Annotated in this window: 18 protein-coding genes; 16 read left to right on the top strand and 2 right to left on the bottom strand. The window is 32.4% G+C overall.

The window, feature by feature from the left end:
* Positions 1 to 51 precede the first annotated feature (51 nt).
* The 15 genes from Q0935_RS03350 (at position 52) to tsaB (ending at position 14,467) form a co-directional block, all read left to right on the top strand.
* Entirely contained in the window at positions 52 to 2,166 is a 2,115-nt protein-coding gene (locus tag Q0935_RS03350) for a gliding motility protein RemB (protein WP_299382405.1), read from the top strand.
* Positions 2,167 to 2,238: 72 nt separating this feature from the next.
* A complete protein-coding gene (gene cyoE, locus Q0935_RS03345; protein WP_299382402.1) occupies positions 2,239 to 3,129 on the top strand; it encodes a heme o synthase in 891 nt (296 codons plus the stop codon).
* Between the two features lie 2 nt (positions 3,130 to 3,131).
* On the top strand, positions 3,132 to 3,713 hold the full coding sequence (locus tag Q0935_RS03340) for a cytochrome c oxidase subunit 3 (RefSeq protein WP_299382399.1): 582 nt from the start codon (positions 3,132 to 3,134) through the stop codon (positions 3,711 to 3,713).
* A 140-nt stretch (positions 3,714 to 3,853) separates the two neighbouring features.
* Positions 3,854 to 4,852, top strand: a complete 999-nt coding sequence (locus Q0935_RS03335) for a cytochrome c oxidase subunit 3 (protein WP_299249711.1) — start codon at positions 3,854 to 3,856, stop codon at positions 4,850 to 4,852.
* Between the two features lie 52 nt (positions 4,853 to 4,904).
* On the top strand, positions 4,905 to 5,285 hold the full coding sequence (locus Q0935_RS03330) for a cytochrome C oxidase subunit IV family protein (protein ID WP_299249714.1): 381 nt from the start codon (positions 4,905 to 4,907) through the stop codon (positions 5,283 to 5,285).
* Between the two features lie 86 nt (positions 5,286 to 5,371).
* Positions 5,372 to 6,088, top strand: a complete 717-nt coding sequence (locus Q0935_RS03325; protein ID WP_299249717.1) for a hypothetical protein — start codon at positions 5,372 to 5,374, stop codon at positions 6,086 to 6,088.
* Between the two features lie 41 nt (positions 6,089 to 6,129).
* Positions 6,130 to 6,873 carry an SCO family protein gene (locus Q0935_RS03320; protein WP_299382397.1) on the top strand — a complete coding sequence of 248 codons (744 nt, stop codon included), beginning with the start codon at positions 6,130 to 6,132 and terminating at the stop codon, positions 6,871 to 6,873.
* A 101-nt stretch (positions 6,874 to 6,974) separates the two neighbouring features.
* Positions 6,975 to 7,523, top strand: coding sequence for a DUF420 domain-containing protein (locus Q0935_RS03315; RefSeq protein ID WP_299249722.1), 549 nt, complete (start codon positions 6,975 to 6,977; stop codon positions 7,521 to 7,523).
* 54 nt (positions 7,524 to 7,577) lie between these two features.
* Complete coding sequence (locus Q0935_RS03310) at positions 7,578 to 7,802, top strand: hypothetical protein (protein ID WP_299249725.1); 225 nt, start codon at positions 7,578 to 7,580, stop codon at positions 7,800 to 7,802.
* A 145-nt stretch (positions 7,803 to 7,947) separates the two neighbouring features.
* On the top strand, positions 7,948 to 8,649 hold the full coding sequence (locus tag Q0935_RS03305) for an ABC transporter ATP-binding protein (RefSeq protein ID WP_055435910.1): 702 nt from the start codon (positions 7,948 to 7,950) through the stop codon (positions 8,647 to 8,649).
* On the top strand, positions 8,642 to 9,871 hold the full coding sequence (locus tag Q0935_RS03300) for an ABC transporter permease (protein WP_299249731.1): 1,230 nt from the start codon (positions 8,642 to 8,644) through the stop codon (positions 9,869 to 9,871). Before Q0935_RS03305 ends, Q0935_RS03300 begins: the two co-directional genes overlap by 8 nt.
* Positions 9,872 to 9,929: 58 nt before the next feature.
* A complete protein-coding gene (locus tag Q0935_RS03295; protein ID WP_299249733.1) occupies positions 9,930 to 11,171 on the top strand; it encodes an ABC transporter permease in 1,242 nt (413 codons plus the stop codon).
* Positions 11,172 to 11,240: 69 nt separating this feature from the next.
* Complete coding sequence (locus Q0935_RS03290) at positions 11,241 to 12,356, top strand: efflux RND transporter periplasmic adaptor subunit (RefSeq protein WP_299249735.1); 1,116 nt, start codon at positions 11,241 to 11,243, stop codon at positions 12,354 to 12,356.
* Positions 12,343 to 13,680 carry a TolC family protein gene (locus tag Q0935_RS03285; RefSeq protein WP_299249738.1) on the top strand — a complete coding sequence of 446 codons (1,338 nt, stop codon included), beginning with the start codon at positions 12,343 to 12,345 and terminating at the stop codon, positions 13,678 to 13,680. The genes Q0935_RS03290 and Q0935_RS03285 overlap by 14 nt, the downstream gene beginning before the upstream one ends.
* A 109-nt stretch (positions 13,681 to 13,789) precedes the next feature.
* On the top strand, positions 13,790 to 14,467 hold the full coding sequence (gene tsaB, locus Q0935_RS03280) for a tRNA (adenosine(37)-N6)-threonylcarbamoyltransferase complex dimerization subunit type 1 TsaB (RefSeq protein WP_299382394.1): 678 nt from the start codon (positions 13,790 to 13,792) through the stop codon (positions 14,465 to 14,467).
* Here the strand turns inward: tsaB and Q0935_RS03275 are convergent, their stop codons facing one another.
* Together Q0935_RS03275 and Q0935_RS03270 are read right to left on the bottom strand one after the other, a co-directional pair.
* A complete protein-coding gene (locus Q0935_RS03275; RefSeq protein ID WP_299249744.1) occupies positions 14,468 to 15,280 on the bottom strand; it encodes a mechanosensitive ion channel domain-containing protein in 813 nt (270 codons plus the stop codon). It abuts the gene before it with no gap.
* A gap of 121 nt (positions 15,281 to 15,401) precedes the next feature.
* On the bottom strand, positions 15,402 to 15,776 hold the full coding sequence (locus tag Q0935_RS03270; protein WP_299382392.1) for a DUF1304 domain-containing protein: 375 nt from the start codon (positions 15,774 to 15,776) through the stop codon (positions 15,402 to 15,404).
* 307 nt (positions 15,777 to 16,083) lie between these two features.
* Here Q0935_RS03270 and Q0935_RS03265 point away from each other — a divergent pair.
* The coding region (locus tag Q0935_RS03265; RefSeq protein WP_299382390.1) for a choice-of-anchor L domain-containing protein at positions 16,084 to 20,012 on the top strand (3,929 nt) is incomplete at its 3' end.

Genomic DNA, 20,012 nt, shown 5'->3' with positions numbered 1-20,012 from the left:
CTTCAATTGAAAAAATATTATCTTTCGACGAAATTAAATGTGATATAGACTATGAAGTTTTATACTTTTATTTTGATGCTATGCTTTCAGACTATAGCAATGGCTCAAGATGATAATGAGAAACCACCTGTTTTCGATTCTTGTAATGAAGAATCGATTGACAACATGCAAAAATGTTTTGATACAAAAGTTTTTAATTTACTATTTAATAATTATAAAGTACCAGAAAAAGTAACAAAGGCAGATTATAGAGGAGAGGTTGTTATTTTATTTGAAGTAGATAAAGAGGGAAGTTTTAGAGTAATGTATGTAGATGCTTTATATCCTGAACTTAAAACGGAAGCTTCTAGAGTTTTTAAAGAATTTCCTAAAGTAACTCCTGCAACTTATAACGGTAATGCAACCTATAAACAATATTCAATTAGTTTAAAAATTCCTTTAGAAAATCAAACAGTAGTTACCGAAGACTTAGCCTTAAGCGTTGATAGCGAAAATAAAAGTCAAGAATTAAATGCTTTAGAAATTGCCGCTAAAAAGGAAATGGATAAGGTAAAAGCAGATTACAAAAAATACGATAATAGCGAATATGCTAGTCAGTTAAATATTCCTTTTTCACATGAGAATTATTCTAAGTTCGATCGAGCAACTAATTTAATAGGGACTAATAGCCATACTGCATCTAAACCATTTATATATGAAGATGTTTCCGCTTATCACGATTTTAATAGCGAAAACGAAGCATTAAAAAAGGAAAAAAAAACTTGGTTAGGTAAAAAAGTTTGGAATGAGCATTTGGTGCAATTACAAGGAAAAGAGTATTGGTTTACTGTTGATCCTATTTTCGATTTACAAGCAGGAAAAGATACAGATGCTAGTTTTGGTTCTACTTTCAATAATACAAGAGGTGTATTTGTACAAGGCGGTTTAGGTAAGAAATTTAATTTTTCGGCGTCGGTATATGAAAATCAAGGACGTTTTGCTGAATATTTTAATCAGTATGCAGAAAGTATAAGACCTTCAGGTGGTGATCCAGCAATTATTCCTGGTCGTGGTATTGCAAAACAGTTTAAGGACGATGCCTACGATTATCCTGTAGCCGAGGCTTATTTGTCTTATACGCCATCAAAATTTATTAATGTACAATTTGGACATGGTAAAAACTTTATTGGTGATGGTTACCGTTCGTTATTTCAAAGTGATGCAGCTAGTCCATATCCGTATTTAAAATTGAATACTAAGTTTTGGAAAATAAAATACACCAATACCTATACATGGTTAAAGGATGTTAGAGCAGAGGTTACCGAAGATGGAGCCTTCTTAACAAAGTACATTGCCAACCATTATTTAAGTTGGAATGTTAATAAGCGTTTAAATTTAGGTTTGTTCGAATCTGTAATTTGGGCTAATACAAATGATAGAGGTTTTGATATAAATTACTTAAATCCAATAATTTTTTATCGTGCAATAGAATTTGAAACCGGACAAGATGCAGGAAATGCCATTGTTGGAGCATCAGGGAAATATAAGTTTAATGATAATTTTAATGTTTATTCTCAATTCGTTTTAGATGAATTTTCTTTAACCGATGCTAAGGGAGGTGAAGGAAGCTGGAAAAATAAATTTGGTTTACAGTTAGGAGCAAAGTATTATAATGCTTTTAAGGTAAAAGATTTAGTGCTGCAAGCAGAATACAATGCAGTGCGTCCTTATACCTATTCTCATAACACAGTTGTATTAAATTATGCGCATAACAACCAGCCAATGGCCCACCTTTGGGGAGCAAACTTTAGAGAATTGGTTTTAATTGGTCGTTATAGATATAAGCGCTGGTTTGGCGAAGCAAAACTTATTGCTGGTATTAGAGGATTCGATTTTAATAATGGTGTTGATGATTTTAATTATGGAGGCGATATTTTTAGAGATGAAATAGATAGACCTTTCGATTCTGGTGTAGAAATTGGACAAGGAATAAAAACAAATACAATAAATGCTAGCGTTCAAGGTGGTTACTTAATAAATCCAGCTTCTAACTTAAAAGTCTTTGCAAATATTAGTTATCGTAATTTTAATCCTGAAGCAGAAACTATGTCGGTGCTAAACAATAGTACGGTTTGGTTTAATTTTGGAATTAGAACGGACTTATTTAATTGGTATTTTGATTTGTAGAATAGACTTTACAACGTATCTTTGCATCAAATTTTTAGAGGCGAACAAAAGCCTTATAAGCAAAGCAATACATTGAGTACTAAAACTACAACAGTAAAACATTCTTTAATTTCAGATTTTAAAGAAATCACAAAAATGCGTTTAGCATTAAGTGTGGTATTTTCTTCGGTTGCGGGTTATTTGCTTGGCGTCGACGAAGTTAATTATACAACAGTTTTCCTATTGGCTTTAGGAGGTTATTTTATGGTTGGTGCATCTAACGCATACAATCAAATTATAGAAAAAGATTTAGATGCTTTAATGGATAGAACAAAAAATCGTCCTATCCCTGCTGGCCGTATGACTGTGCGAACTGCATTTATTATTGCAACAGTTTTTACCGTTTTGGGTATTGGTATTCTATATTATATTAATCCACAAACAGCAATGTTTGGTGCTATTTCTATCTTTTTATACACCTGTGCTTACACACCTTTAAAAACAAAAACACCTATAGCTGTATTTGTTGGTGCTATTCCAGGAGCGATACCTTTTATGTTAGGTTGGGTGGCTGCTACAAATGAGTTTGGTATTGAGCCAGGTACTTTATTTGCACTACAATTTTTCTGGCAGTTCCCACATTTTTGGGCTATTGGTTGGTTTTTATTTAATGATTATAAAAAAGGAGGCTTCTTTATGTTGCCAACTGGAAAACAAGATAAAGGCACAGCTGTACAAACAATAATGTATACAATTTGGACTATACTAATTTCAATTGTACCGGTTTTTGGAGTAACAGGAAAATTACAATTATCCTATGTTGCTGCAACAATTGTTTTCGCATTAGGATTGTTTATGCTGTATTATGCAATTCAGCTATTTAAAAAAATGACAGAAAAAGCAGCGAAACAACTTATGTTAGCTAGTGTTTTATATATCACATTAATACAAATTATTTACGTAGTAGATAAATTTATTAGATAATTATGGATTTAACCCAAGGAACATCAAAAGAAAAGAACGAACGCGCAAAAAAAATGATGCTTTGGTTCGGCCTTATTGCATTGTTTATGTCATTTGCAGGTTTAACAAGTGCAGTAATAATTAGTCGTACACGTCCAGATTGGTCTAAAGGGCTAGATTTACCTCAAGTATTTTTAGTGAGTGTTTTTGTAATAATAGCAAGTAGTATTGCTTACGTTTTTGCGCAACGTGCTTTAAAAAATAACAACAGACAATTAACTTCAGTTTTATTATTGACCACTTTTGTATTAGGTACAGTATTTATATTTCTTCAGTTTCAAGGCTTTAAAGCCCTTGTAGACTCAGGTTATTATTTCACTGGAGAAACTAGTGATCCTAAAGCATCTTTTATCTTTTTAATCGCGTTTTTTCACCTACTACACGTAGCAGTTGGATTAATTTGCTTGTTGGTTGTAATTTATAATCATTTTAAACAAAAGTATACAGGAGATAATATGTTAGGTATGGAATTGGCAGGAACATTCTGGCATTTTATTGATATACTGTGGGTATTCTTGTATTTACTAATGTATTTTGTAGGTTAGAATTAAACAATAAAGGAGTATACAACAAACAGAATTTACTAATCAATTAAAACAAGGCTCAAAAATTATAGTTTAACATTTCTTTAGTAGAAGAAAATGATTATTTTTGTGCCATATTTAAAATTAACGAACTCAACTATATGAATACTACAGTTGCAACTACTGGAACAGAAGGTAAAACTTGGGGAGGCGGAAATGATCCTCTAAAAGCCAGTTATGGTAAAATGATGATGTGGTTTTTTATCGTTTCCGATGCTTTAACATTTTCAGGATTTTTAGCTGCTTACGGTTTCTCAAGATTTAAATTTATTGATTCTTGGCCAATAGCAGACGAGGTTTTTACTCACATACCTTTCTTTCATGGTAATTATCCAATGATTTATGTAGCGTTTATGACGTTTGTATTAATCATGTCTTCTGTAACTATGGTATTAGCCGTAGATGCAGGTCATCACTTAAATAAGAAAAAAGTAACATGGTACATGTTCTTAACAGTTATTGGTGGTATTATATTTGTTGGTTCTCAAGCTTGGGAATGGAATACTTTTATTAAAGGAGAATATGGTGCTATACAAACTAATGGAGGAAACATTCTTCAGTTTGGTGAGTATAAAACTGTAGATGGAGAACAAAAATTTGAGCGTGTTGCTATTGCAGATTTTGCAAAAGTGTCACATAGTGAAAGAACGCAACACGAAAGCAAGTCAGGACTATGGTTTGTTAGTGAAGGTTCTCTTCCAGAATATTCTATAGACGAAGTATATAAAGGTTTAGTTGCTAACGAAAATATATTGATTAGAAATCAAATTATTAACGAGCACGGTCATAAAACAATTTTATCTCGTGAAGAGTCTTTAAAGCAATTAAAGTCTGATGGTAAAGCAGTAGTACATGGTGCTAACTTAAAAGTAAACGAATATGGTTCTCCATTATTTGCAGATTTCTTTTTCTTTATCACAGGTTTCCACGGTTTCCACGTATTCTCTGGAGTTGTACTTAATATTATTGTATTCTTTAATGTTATTCTTGGTACTTACGAAAGACGCAAGAGCTACGAAATGGTAGAGAAAGTAGGATTGTATTGGCACTTTGTAGATTTAGTTTGGGTATTTGTATTCACATTCTTCTACTTAGTATAATTAAAAAATAGTATCATTCCCTACTAAAGGGACTTATATAAAGCATATTAAAATGGCACACGAGCATAAATTAGAAATATTTAGAGGGTTATGGAAATTTAAGTCTAACACTCAAAAAATTTGGGGTGTATTAGCATTCTTAACGTTTGTAACAGCAATCGAAGTAATTTTAGGTATCTACAAACCAGAAGTATTAATGGGAAATGTGTTAGGTATGAAAATACTTAACTGGATTTTTATTATTCTTACAATAGTAAAAGCATATTATATTACTTGGGATTTTATGCACATGAGAGATGAAGTAAAAGCATTAAGACGTATGGTAATATGGACAGGCGTATTTTTAATATGCTATTTAGTTTTCATACTTTTACAAGAAGGAGGCTATATTGAAGGTGTTTATTCAAACGGATTTGTTAAAAAAGATTTTTAACAAAATTGATAAGTTAAAAGATAGTAAAAGGTGGTTTTTTTAAACCACCTTTTTTATTTTTGTAATTCTAAATATAGAAAACAATCATGAGTAAAAAAGCTATTAAAAAATATTCGATTTTAGTAATATTATTCTTCTTGCCAGTTGTTTTCTTACTTATGTTATATCCTGCTACAAACAACTATAATGTGCTAGATGTTGTAAAAGAAGATGTGCTTGATATCTCGAATTTATCTTCAGTCACAAATTCAGATGTTTTATTAAAAGACCATATAACAGTTTTAGGCTTTTTAGGAAGCGATCCAGAATCGAGAATAGTAGAAGCTTCAAACCTTAAAGAACTTGTCTATAATAAGTTTAAAGGCTTTAAGAACTTTCAAATAGTTATGCTTGTAACTAAAGACTCTCAAGATAGAACAGCTAGGCTAACTCAAGAATTAACGAAATATAGTGTACATAAATATTGGCACTTTGTTTATGCAAGTGATAGCGATATCAATAAGTTGTTTAATAGCTTAAGATCAAGTTTACAATTAGATGAAAACTTGGCAACAACTAGTGTGTTTGTTATAGATAAGGAGTTAAATCAACGCGGAAGATTGGACAATAGAACAAAAATAGAGATTGAGAAAGAAACTCAAGTCTATCCTCTAACGGCTTATGACTGTTCTAAGGTTGCAATAATAAAAAACAAATTAGCAGCCGAAGATATGCGCGTGCTATTAGAAGAATATAGAAAATCTGGAAGAAATAAAATAGATTCTTCAAACCGAAGAGCTAAAGATTTAAACCCAGATAAATAATAGTTACTCTTGTTTAGTCGAAGAGTTTTAATTCAATTAAAATGAAAAAGAACAATTACTCATACATAGGCATCGCTTTTATTATTTTATTATTTGGAATATTATTCGTTCCAAAAATTGTTGATAGAATAAAAAATAACGACATCACAAGAAACGATAGAATAAGTGTTGGGCAAGACAATAACTTTGAAGACAAAGGAGAACTTGCTTTTATTGAAATAAACGGGAAGCCTAAAAAAGTACCTGCTTTTAGTTTTATAAATCAAGATGGTAAAACAATAACACAAGAGGATTATAAAGGTAAAGTATATGTTGTAGAGTTCTTTTTTACAACATGCCCAACTATTTGTCCAAGAATGAATAGAAACTTAGTAGAGATTCAAGATACTTATAAAATGGATAAGGATTTTGGTGTGGCTTCTTTTTCAATTACTCCAGAATTAGATACTCCAGAAATTTTGAAAGCTTATGCTGCTAAGTATGGTATTACAAATCCTAATTGGAATTTAATGACAGGAGATGAAACCGAAATATATAAATTAGCGAACGTTGGTTTTAATATTTTTGTAGGTAAAGTAGAAGACGATGAAGTTGGTTTCGAACATTCTGGTGATTTTGCTTTAATAGATAAGAATGGATTTATTCGTTCTAGATTAGATGGTTTTGGTAATCCTAAAATATTTTATAAAGGTATTATTAGCGAGCAAGAGAAAATGGACGAAGATGGTAATGAGCAGGAAATTACAATGCTTAAAGAAGATATTAAGAAGTTACTAAACGAGTAAAAATCACAATTTCTCATTCAGAACGAAGCGTAGAATCTTTTAGTTTAAAAAAAAAGCTTCTTCTGTGATTTTCTTTTTCTAAATGATAAACACTATAAGAAATGAATACACCAGAAAACATACATAACGAAAAAAAATATAATAAATGGATTGTTGCACTTTCTGTTATTATCCCTATAGCTGTAGCTATCTTATTTCGTGTTAAACTTAAAGATTTTGGTTTTAATGTAGAGCCATTAACATTTTTACCTCCAATTTATGCTACCATAAACGGAATAACTGCTATTGTGTTATTAGTAGCTGTGTCTGCAATAAAGAAAGGTAATCAAGTGCTTCATGAACGATTAATGAAATTTGCAATCACATTATCAGTAATATTTTTATTACTATATATTGGATATCATATGACTAGCGATTCTACCAAATTTGGTGGAGAAGGAGTTATTGCATATGTGTATTACTTCATTTTAATAACACATATCTTATTATCTGTTGTAGTGATTCCTTTTGTATTGATTACTTATGTAAGAGCAATTTCTAATAACTTCGAAAGACATAAAAAAATAGCACGCATCACATTTCCATTATGGTTGTATGTTGCAGTAACAGGTGTTATTGTGTATTTAATGATTGCTCCGTATTACGTATAAATTACTATTAAAAAATGTGCTGTCATTCAGAGCGCAGCGAAGAATCTTATAATTATGAAAACTAAAGTTTTACTTGTTCTCTTCTCTTTATTCTTTTTTATAAGAACAAATGCACAATGCGCTATGTGTCGAGCAGTTTTAGAAAACGAAGAAGGGCAAGGTGTAGCAAAAGGTATTAACGATGGTATTATCTATTTAATGGCAATACCATATATTTTAGTTTTTGGTGTTGGCTTTGCTATTTATTGGAAGTATTTTAGAGTTAAAAAAGAGGAGTAATATCTACTTTTTATTAAACATATTAGTCTGTTTAATACAAATCTTCATGTTTTAACATTTTTTTTAGATAATTCCTGTAACAAATAAAGTCCTTTGCAGTCTAATGGATATGATGTAGTTAACATCAATCAAAAAACCAACCATTATGCTCAAAATAAATAAGCTACACAAGTCTTATCCAATTGGAGATTCTAGTTTACATGTATTAAAAGGAATAGACCTATCTGTAGAAGCAGGAGAAATGGTAGCCATTATGGGTTCTTCGGGATCAGGAAAATCTACTTTACTTAATATAATAGGAATGCTTGATGAAGCAGATGAAGGCGAATACATTCTAGATAATGTTCCTATTAAAAATCTTACCGAAAAAAAGGCAGCTATTTATAGAAATAAATTTTTAGGATTTATTTTTCAGTCTTTCAACTTAATAAATTACAAAAACGCATTAGATAATGTAGCTTTACCTTTATATTATCAAGGTCTAAAACGTAAAGAACGTATAGAAAAAGGGCTGTTTCACTTAGAAAAAGTAGGACTTAAAGATTGGGCTCACCATTTACCAAATGAGTTATCTGGTGGACAAAAACAACGTGTTGCCATTGCAAGAGCATTAGCAGCAGATCCAAAATTGTTGTTAGCCGATGAGCCAACAGGTGCATTAGATACTAAGACTTCTCACGAAATTATGGACTTTATCCAATCGCTTAACGATGAAGGTAAAACCATTTTAATGGTAACACACGAAGAGGACATTGCAAGCATGTGTAAGCGAATAGTAAGACTTAAAGATGGTGTGATTATAGAAGATACGTTTGTAGAACAAGTAAGAGCATCGCAATATGTTTGATAGAGATCTCTGGAGAGAAATTTTCCAAAGTATAAATATGAATAGAACCAGATCTTTACTGTCTGGTTTTACAGTAGCATTTGCGATTTCGCTATTTGCAATATTATTTGGTATTGTAAATGGATTGGTAAATACATTTGATTCTGCATTTGCAGACGATGCTTCAAATTCAATATTTGTACAATCAGGTATGACATCTAAAGCTAGTAATGGTTTGCAAGCAGGACGACGTATTCAATTTAAAAATGAAGATCAAGCTTGGATTAAAGAAGAATTTGGAGACAAAGTACAATACATTACTTCAAGAGTGTACTTAAATGTTGTAGCTACTTTTAGAAACGAAAAAAGTAATTATAGCATTCGCGCAGTTAATCCAGATCACCAATATTTAGAGAATACAAAAGTAACTTACGGCCGTTATGTAAACGAATCTGACATTAAAAACAAAACCAAAGTAGTTGTTATTGGGCGTTTGGTAGAAGAAGATTTGTTTTTAAAAACAACAGCTATTGGAAAGTATATAAACTTAAATGGTATTCAATATAAGGTAGTAGGTGTGTTTAGTGACGATGGTGGAGATAATGAAGAGCGTTTAATCTACATGCCAATAAGTACGGCACAACAAATTTATGGGAATAACGATTATGTCGATCAAATAAATTTAACCTATAATCCTGAAATGAATTTTGATGCAGCTATTGGTTTTAGTAACCTGCTAACAAAAAAGATGAAAGACAGGTTTATGGTATCGCAAAACGACCAACGTGCTATTCGCGTTCGAAATCTAGCAAACGAATCTAAAGCAATTAATCAGTTTACATTTGTTTTAGGCTTTCTAGTGTTGGTTATTGGTTTTGGAACTTTAATAGCTGGAATTGTTGGTATTAGTAATATGATGATTTTTATTGTTAAAGAACGCACAAAGGAAATTGGTATTCGTAAAGCCTTAGGCGCTTCCCCAAAATCTATTGTATCTATCATTTTATTAGAATCTATATTAGTAACTATTATTGCTGGTTTTGTAGGTTTAGTAATTGGTATGGGCGTTGTAGAATTTGCAGGTCCGTTTTTAGAGAAATATTTTATTAAAGATCCATCGGTAAGTTTAAGTATTGTAGTTGGTGCAGCCATTACACTTATTTTGGCAGGTGCGATAGCAGGATATTTACCAGCAAAAAAGGCTTCAAGAATTAAACCTATTGTAGCACTTAGAGACGATTAATTATGATTAATAGAGCGACATTAATAGGTTTTCAATTTGAATTAATAAAAATTAACGAATGAAATTTTTATTTGAAAGAGATACGTGGCAAGAAGTCTACGATAGTTTAACCAAAAACAAACTACGTACTGCATTAACTATGGTTGGTGTTTGGTGGGGAATTTTATTACTTATCGGTCTATTAGGTTCGGCACGTGGTATCGAAAATTCATTTAATAGATTATTTGGAAGTTTTGCTACCAATAGTGTATTTGTATGGGCGCAGAGTACTAGTAAGCCATTTAAAGGCTTTCAGGAAGGTAGACAAGTGCAACTTAAAATAAGTGATGCTAAAAAGATAGAGGAAAACGTAGAAGGTATCGAGTTTGTTGTGCCAAGAAACCAGAGTCAGGCTTTGGTTGTGCATAATTTCTTGTCTGGAAATTTTGGTGTAAATGGAGATTATCCTTTGTTAGATCAGGTTCAGAAAAAGAAAATGATTCAAGGACGTTTTATCAATCAGACAGATATTGATGAGAATAGAAAAGTAGTTGTTATTTCAGAAGAAATATATAAACAACTTTTCGAAAAAGATGCCGAAATGATAGGTGAATACATTCAGCTCAACGGCATGAATTTTAAAGTGGTTGGTATGTTTGAAACTGGAAATGCAAACATGGGACCGTCAAGCGATATTCATATTCCATTTACAACCTTTCAGCAAATATATAATATGGGTGAAAATATTGGTTGGATGATGATTACCGGAAAACCAGAATACGATATTTCGCAAATAGAAACCGATGCTAAACTTATTTTAAGAAACTTAAATAAAGTACATCCTGAAGATAATCGTGCCTTTGGTAGCTTTAACTTAGGAAAAGAGTTTGCTAAAATCACAGGCTTTTTAACAGGTATGCAGTTTCTAACTTGGTTTGTTGGTATTGCTACACTTATTGCAGGTGTATTTGCTATTGGTAATATTTTACTTATTACTGTAAAAGAAAGAACTAAAGAAATAGGAGTGCGCCGTGCACTTGGTGCAACACCATTCGAGATAAAAAGACAAGTGGTTTTAGAAGCTGTATTTATTACTTTAATAGCAGGATTATTAGGTATAATAAGTGGAGGGTCTTTGCTTATGCTTTTAGATGCTTTATATGGTCAAGGCGATGAGGCAATGTTGGTTAATGCATCTGTTTCCATTAGTATTGTGTTTATAGCACTTGTAATTTTAATAGTTTTAGGAACATTAATTGGATTAATACCTGCGTTTAAAGCTACAAGTATAAAACCAATTGATGCTTTAAGAGAAGAATAATAAACCAATCAAAATAATAAAATAGAGCTTATAGCTTTAAAATCAACCGAGAAAATAAATTAATAAATAATGAAAAAAGTATTAAAAATTATAGTAGGATTAGGATTGCTTATTGCACTCGTATTTGTATTAAAGTATTTTAAAGACTCTAATTCTAAATCTGTAGAAGATTTTAAAACAGCAGAGCCTTTTTACGATTCAATTAACACTAAAATTGTAGCTACTGGTAAATTAAATCCTGAAGAAGAAATTGAACTTAAACCTCAAATTGCTGGAATTATAGATAAGATTCTTGTTGAAGAGGGTGATATTGTTAAAAAAGGAGATGTAATTGCTAAAATTAGAGTAGTACCAAACGAGCAAAGCTTAGTTGGTGCAAATGGACAAATATCGTCGGCAAAATTAGCTTACAATAACTCTAAAACTATTTACGATAGAAACAAATCGTTATTCGATAAAGGAGTAATTTCAAGACAAGATTTCGAAAACAGTGAGTTGGCCTTAAACCAGTCTAACGAAACGTTGCGTCAAGCTCAAAATAATTACCAAATTATTAAAAGAGGTTCACTTTCTGGTGGAGGCTCTGCAAACACGAATATTGTAGCATTAATTCCAGGTACTATTTTAGAAATCCCTGTACGTGAAGGCGATCAAGTAATAGAAAGCAATAACTTTAATGCAGGTACTACAATTGCTACAATTGCAGATATGAGCAAAATGATTTTTGAAGGTAAAGTAGACGAAGCAGAAGTTGGTAAACTTGAAGAAGGAAAAGATATTAAAGTTGTATTAGGTGCTATTGGAGAAAAAGAATTTCCTGCAAAGTTAACTTTTGTTGCGCCTAAAGGTAACGAAGAAAACGGAGCAGTACAGTTTACAATTAAAGCAGATGTAGAAGTAGAGTCTTCAACAAAAATTAGAGCTGGTTATAGTGCTAATGCAGAGATTGAAATGGAATCGAGAGATAGCATTATGGTTATTAAAGAGTCTTTACTTCAATTTAATAGAATTACTGAAAAGCCTTTTGTTGAAATTGAAAAAGGTGAAGGTGAATTTGAAAAAGTAAATGTTGAGTTAGGTCTTTCTGATGGTATTAATGTAGAAATTACAGATGGTGTTAAAGAAGGTGATAAAATCAAGGTGTGGAACAAAGCCTCTAAAGAAGATAACGATGATGAAGATTAATATAAAAAGTATTTTAACAGGTGCGTGTATTGTATGTGTTGGCTTTTCGGCATATGCTCAAGATAAAGTTTGGACATTAGAAGAAAGTGTAAAACACGCTTTAGAAAATAATATTTCTATTGTTCAGGCTCAAAATACACTATTATTAAACGAACAAGATATTATTGCTTCTAAAGGTTCTTTTTTACCTTCTGTAAGTGGTAGTGCTGGACATAGCCTCTCTGTAGGTAATACAGAACTGTTTCCTGGGCAATTTGCAGATAGAACATCTAATAGTACTAGTTTTAGTGTTGGTGCAAACCAAACTATTTTTAATGGTTTTAGGTTAACTAATGTGTACAAGCAATCTCAATTAAACCTAGAGACTAATCAATTAGAGTTGCAACGTATTAAAGATGATATTTCTCTTAATGTGGTAAATTCATATTTAAATATCTTATTTAATAAAGAGAATTTAGAGTCTGCAAAAGCGCAATACGAGTTTTCAAAAAAACAACTTAATCAAGTTCAAGAATTAGTAGACGCTGGTGTACAGCCAAAAGCTAATATCTATGATGCACAAGCAACATTAAGTAGAGATGTGCAAAGTGTTACAGTTGCAGAGAACAACTATGAACTATCATTATTGTCTTTATCTCAATTGTTACAAGTAGATTTTGCTGGTTTCGATGTAGAAGTTATTGACGTGGTCGATCCTTCAGCAGAATTAATGTACGATAATGTTAATCCTATTTTAAACTATGCAATAGAAAACAGAAGTGAAATTAAAGTAGCCGAAAAAAATATTGAAAGTTCAAAATTAAGTACTGAGATATCTAAAAGCGGATTTTACCCAACTGTTTCTGCCGGATATAGTTTTGGTTCAAATGTTTTCTTTACTAATTTAACAGATACAGAAGATAGATTCTTTCAACAACTTAACGACCAAAAAGCGCATAGTTTTAGGTTGAGTGTTAATATTCCAATATTTTCTGGGTACCAGAATAAAACAGCAGTTGCAAAATCGCAAATTCAAGAGCAGAATGCATTGTTAGGTTTAGAGCAAGCGAAGTTAACTTTAGAGGCAAATGTACAACGTGCTTTTACAGATGCTAAGTCTGCGTTAAGAGCTTATGAGGCAGCAAAAGTTTCTTTAGAATCTCAAGAGTTAGCCTTTAGTAACTCTGAAGAACGTTATAATATTGGTGTAATGAATGCGTTCGATTTAGAGCAATCTAGATTAAGACTTGTAAATGCTGAAGCGTCATTAATTAATGCTAAATACGATTTTGTTTTCAAAACAAAAGTTTTAGATTTCTACCTTGGAAAACCAATTACACAGTAAAATATAAGATATATTAGCAAACTGTTTTATATAAATTATAAAGAGTGAATTAAAACCTAAAGTAAAATGGTAATTTTACTTTAGGTTTTATAAATTCTAAAAAAATAAATTGATGTACATATTAAGTATAGAAACGTCAACAACAAATTGTTCAGTCTCACTATCTAAGAATGGTGAGACTTTGCTTTTAAAAGAAGATTATAGCAATAACTATTCTCACGCAGAGCGGTTACATGTTTTTATAGATGAAACGCTTCGCGAAGCAAAAATCGACCGCTCGCAATTAGATGCCATAGCGGTTAGTAAAGGACCTGGGTCTTATACAGGATTGCGTATTGGTGTTTCGGCAGCAAAAGGCTTGTGCTATGCTTTAGATATCCCGTTAATTTCTATCTCAACTCTAGAAGCTTTAGCACACCAAGTTAAAGTAGAAAGTGGTGTTGTTATTCCAATGTTAGATGCTAGACGAATGGAAGTGTACTCTGCTATTTTTTCTTCTGAATTAAAACAAATTAGAGATATCGAAGCTCAAATTTTAGACGAAACATCTTTTGCAAAAGAATTATCTAGAGGTAAAGTGTATTTTGTAGGAAACGGAGTAGAGAAAACTAAAGCGCTATTAAATCATGAAAACGCAGTGTTTATTGAAGATAAATTGCCTTCTGCAGATCAAATGAGTACTTTGGCTTTTTTAAAGCATAAAAAAAGCGACACCGAAGATGTCGCTTATTTTGAGCCTTATTATCTTAAAGATTTTGTGGCTTTAAAGCCTAAACCTAAAAAATAATTATCCTTGCTTTTGTATTTCTACTTGATGTGGATAAGGTATTTCTATTCCTGCTGTATCTAAAGCTTCTTTAGTTTGTTCTGTTACCTCAAAATAAACTGTCCAGTAATCTTCAGCTTTACACCAAGGTCTTACGGCAAAGTTTATAGAACTATCTGCTAATTCTAAAACGTTAACTGTAGGCGCTGGATCTTTTAATACTTTTGGATGATTTGTTAATACGTTAAGTAAAACCGCTTTTGCTTGCTTAATGTCAGAATCGTAACCTACACCAAAAACAAGGTCTACTCTTCGTGTACCTTCAGTAGTATAATTAATAATATTTCCGTTAGATAAAGAGCCATTTGGTATAATAATCTCACGGTTAGATAAACCAGTAAGTTTAGTTGTAAAAATCTCAATTTCTTTAACCACACCTACTTCTCCTTGTGCTTCAATTAAATCACCTAATTTAATAGGCTTAAAAATCATAAGTAAAACTCCTCCAGCAAAATTACCTAAAGAACCTTGTAATGCTAAACCAATAGCTAAACCTGCGGCTGCAATTATTGCTGCAAACGATGCCGTTTGGATACCTAATGTTCCTAAGATAACAATTATTAAAACAATTTTTAAAACCCAACCAATTAAATTAAGTAAGAATTTTTTAAGACTAAGATCATAATTAGCCTTGTCCATAGTTTTACTAATCCCTTTTCTTAGATGTTTAATAATAAAAGCACCAACTATCCATATTACTATTGCTAATACTATCTTAGGAGCGTATTCTAGTGTAAGTTCGTAACCTTTGTCAATCCACTTTTGTAATTCCATTCTCTATTTAATTTATTAAAGTTTATTAATGCAAAATTAGAAACTTTCTAAAGAGATCTCGTTAAACCTGTGTTATTTTTAGCTTAATCTATATAATGTCTAATTTTATCGGTAAACCGAATTATATAGTGCTTAGTAATATTCTAATAAAGATTAAACATACAATTGCAGGACCAGCTTGTACTATAAATAGTTTTATTTTTTTTGTAGAATAAGCGCCATAAATACCAGCAATTATTACACATATCAAGAAAAATTGTACAACAAATATATTTTTTTCTATAAACGAGAAAAATAGTAATCCTGCTGCAAGGAATCCATTATATAATCCTTGGTTGGCAGCTAATACTTTAGTCTCTTCAGCAAAAGCTTCATCTTTAATGCCAAAGGTTTTTCTTGTTCTTGGGAGTGTCCATAAAAACATTTCGAGTATTAAAAAATAGAAATGTAATACTATAACGATAATGCTAAAAGTGGTGATAATTGTTGAAATCATTAGTTTTTTATTGGTGAGTTTAATGCTTTAAATAAATATGATTTGATAACTGTTTGGTAAACAATACATATGTTTTCTATAATGCTAAATTACAGTCTTTTTTATTAGCAGTATTATTTTGTTTTTAAAAAGAGTAGGAATAATATGATAATGATTGTTATATGAATATAACAATCAAACTGTATTTAATGCATCAAATAGATAAAAGTACAATTTCATGGTTGTTTGACCACTTAGATACTATATAAATTCAGTATTTATTAGTAATATTGTAGATAACCTTAATATAAAATAAAAACCACCCATAATGAAGTATTTTACGTTAATTTTAGTTTTGCTCTTTTCTTCCTCTGTACTATTCGCACAAGATGTGTTAATGCAAAACGGAACTATTAACCAGTGTTCTGGTACATTATATGATTCAGGAGGCGGTTCTTCTAATTATGGAGATAATGAGAATCTTGTATTAACAATTTGTCCAGATGGACCAGATCAGTTTATACAATTAGCATTTACTTTTTTTGGAACTCAAATTGGTGCCGATTTTCTTACAATTTACGATGGTGATGATACTACAGGCGCAGTAATAGGAGTGTTTTCTGGAGCAGGCGCAGCTAATAATCCAGGTACTATTGCAGCCTCAACAACAAGTGCAACAGGCTGTATTACGTTAGAGTTTGTTAGTGATGCTGGTGGTAATACAATTGGATGGGCAGCAGATATAACTTGTTTACAGTCCTGTCAAACTATTACACCTACAATAGATACTACAAATCCAGTTGCGAATGGAGCAGGCGTTGTGCAAATTCCAGTTGGAGGTTCTGTAGATTTTAATGGTAGTGCTACATTCTCAGACGATGGAACAGGTGCAGTGTATACATGGAATTATGGAGATGGATCTGCTACAGCAACAGGAGAATCTGTTAGTCATCAATTTAATAATATAGGTACGTTTACAACTACATTTACAGTTACTGATGCAAATCCTACGGGATGTTCAGAATCTGTAACAATTACGATTGAAGTTTTATCACCTTATATAGACGTAGATATTACAACTTATAATTCTCAACAATTAGTTGAAGATGTTTTAATAGATAGTCCATGTGCTGCAGTATCAAATATAGTCTCTAGTTCTGGGAATAATTTTAGTAGTGTAAATGGTATTGGAGCTTTTACTGCTATACCGGGTGCTTTTGGGTTTGAGGGTGGAATAATATTATCTTCAGGTGATGCTTTAGAGGCTGAAGGTCCAGAAGACGGTACCCAAAGTGAAGGAGGAGGAGGATGGCCTGGAGATGCAGATTTAGAAGCACAAATTGGTGGAGTAAATACTAATAATGCATCTTATCTTCAGTTCGATTTTGTGCCTACAGTAAATGAAATTAGTTTTGATTTTATTTTTGCTTCTGAAGAGTATGGTGGTTTTCAGTGTAGTTATACAGATGCCTTTGCATTTTTATTAACGGATCAAACAACAGGAATTACTACAAATTTAGCTTTAGTACCAGGTACAACAGATGTGGTAACAGTTTTTACAGTTAGAGATAATACTTGGAATACTGGTTGTGCATCGGCAAACCCTCAATTTTTTGATTCCTATTATGGAGCTGGAGGAGAACCGCCAGCTAATAATCCAACAAATTTTCTTGGTTATACAGTACCAATGACTGCGGTTTCTTCAGTAATACCAAACAATCCTTATACTATAAAATTAGTTGTTGCAGATGCTGGAGATACAGCATATGATGCTGCTGTATTTTTAGGAGCAGGTTCTTTTAATTTAGGTGGAGATTTAGGAGATGATTTAACTATTACTGCAGGTACTGCAGAGTGTCAAGGAACATCAGTTACATTAGATACAGGATTACCAACAGCAACTCATACTTGGTATTTAGATGGTGCCGTAATTCCTGGAGAAACAGGTTCTACTTTAGATGCAGTAGTAGAAGGAACTTATTCTGTAGATATTGTTTTTTCTGCAACTTGTCAAACTTCAGATTCTATTTTTATAGAATTTATTCCTGGTCCTACTGTTGAAGCAGTTAATGATATTACCGAATGTGATAGTGGAGGGCCTGTCATTTTCGATTTAACCGAAAATGAAACTACTGCAATTGGTGCACAAGATCCTACAACTATTGTTGTTACTTTTCATAATTCTCAGGCAGATGCAGATGCAGATATAAACCCAATAACAAACCCATCTACTTATACGGGAACAGATGGAGAAACTGTTTATATAAGAATAGACGATGTACAGTCTGGAACATGTTTTGCAATTGATGAGTTTCAATTGTTGTATTTAGATATAGTTTTAAATACAGCACCAGATATGGAAGTTTGTGATGATATTTCTAACGATGGGTCAGAATCTTTTGACTTAACAAGTCAAGATGCAGCAATACTTGGAACTCAAGCAGCAGCAGATTTTAGTGTAAGTTATTATGCAGATTTTGCAAATGCAGATGCTGGAACAAATGCTTTAACAAGTCCATATTTAAATACTGGAAGTCCAGAACCTATTTTTGTAAGAATTGAAAGTATACAAGATCCAGCATGTTATATTGCTTCAGCAACAGCGGTGTTTAACTTAGTTGTTAACCCATTAGCAATTGCTACTCAACCTATGAATATTGAACTTTGTGATGACCCTACAAATGATGGTGTTGAGGTTTTCGATTTAGCAGCGTTAGAAGCAGAGATTCTAGATGGTCAAGACCCAACTAATTATACAGTTAGTTTCTATGAACTACAAACTGATGTAGCTACATCTACAAATCCAATAACTAATCCAGCAACTTATTCTAATATAGATACTCCTACGCAAACTATATTTGTTAGAGTAGACGATAATTTGAACCCAACTTGTTTTGGAGAAACTAGTTTTACTATCACTGTTAATGCTTTCGATAACTCTACTTTCACGATGCAGCCAACCTGTGATGGAGCAATAATAGATACAGTAGTTTTGCCAGGAGGAACTTATGTATTAAATCCAATTCCAACAGATGGAGCAACAATAGATGCTGCAACAGGAACAATTACTGGAGGAACTTCATTAGCAAGTTATACCGTAGATTATACAACAAATGGTACTTGCCCATCAACAAGCTCATTTACAGTAATTGTTAATGAAACTCTTGATGCGACTTTTACTATGGCAGCAACTTGTGATGGTGGAACTGTTGCAACAGAAACAACTCCAGGTGGAACTTATGCTTTTAATCCATTACCAACAGATGGAGCGAGTATAGATCCGGTAACGGGAACAGTAACAGGTGGTAATTCTTCAGCATTATACGTTGTAGAATATTCATTTGGAGGAGACTGTCCTTCATCTACAACAGTAGATTTAACAGTAAATACAACAGATAATCCTCTGTTTACTTACACGCCAACTTGTGATGGTGCAATTATAAATACAGTTGAAACACCAGGTGGAACTTATAGTTTTAATACAGCACCAATAGATGCAGCTACTTTAGATTCTGCAACAGGTACTATTTCAGGAGGAACACCTGGAGCGGATTATATAGTAGATTACCTTACAAATGGAATTTGTCCAGCATCAAGTACTGTAACTGTTACGGCAGACCCACTACCAACCATAGTCGTACCAACACCACTAGAAGTTTGTGATGATGGTACACCAGATGGAATAACAGAAATAGATTTAACCATAAAAAACAACGAAATTTCAGGCGGTAATCCAGCATACGCTGTAACGTATTACTTTACGCAAGCCGATGCAGATGCACAAGCAAACCCATTAGTAAGTCCGTATACTAACGTTGTGCCAAACATGCAAACTATTTATGTAGGCGTGCAAGACACAAATACAGGTTGTTACGATACAACTTCACTAGATTTAGTAGTTGAGCAAGCACCAGTAGCTTTCACACCAGCCGATTTAGAATATTGCGATCCAGACAGTGATGGCTTTGGAGAGTTTATGTTATCGGATACCGAAGCAGAAATCACAGGAGGTGCACCAGGACTTACGGTAACTTACCATGAAACGATGTCTGATGCCGATAACAATGTCAATGCATTAACAAGTCCGTACAACAACATTGTAGTTAACACACAAACTATTTACATCCGTGTAGAAAGTTCTACAATAGCAACCGACTGTGCAACATTTGTAGACTTAGTGCTTATTGTCAATCCAACACCACAAATCACAACAGCGGCAGTATTAACACCACTAGAAGTTTGTGATGACAATGCAGA

The sequence above is a fragment of the uncultured Lacinutrix sp. genome (assembly GCF_947500605.1).
Classification (GTDB): Bacteria; Bacteroidota; Bacteroidia; order Flavobacteriales; family Flavobacteriaceae; genus Lacinutrix.
Note: the sequence above shows the minus strand (reverse complement) of the source record. Positions and strands in the feature narration are given on the sequence as shown.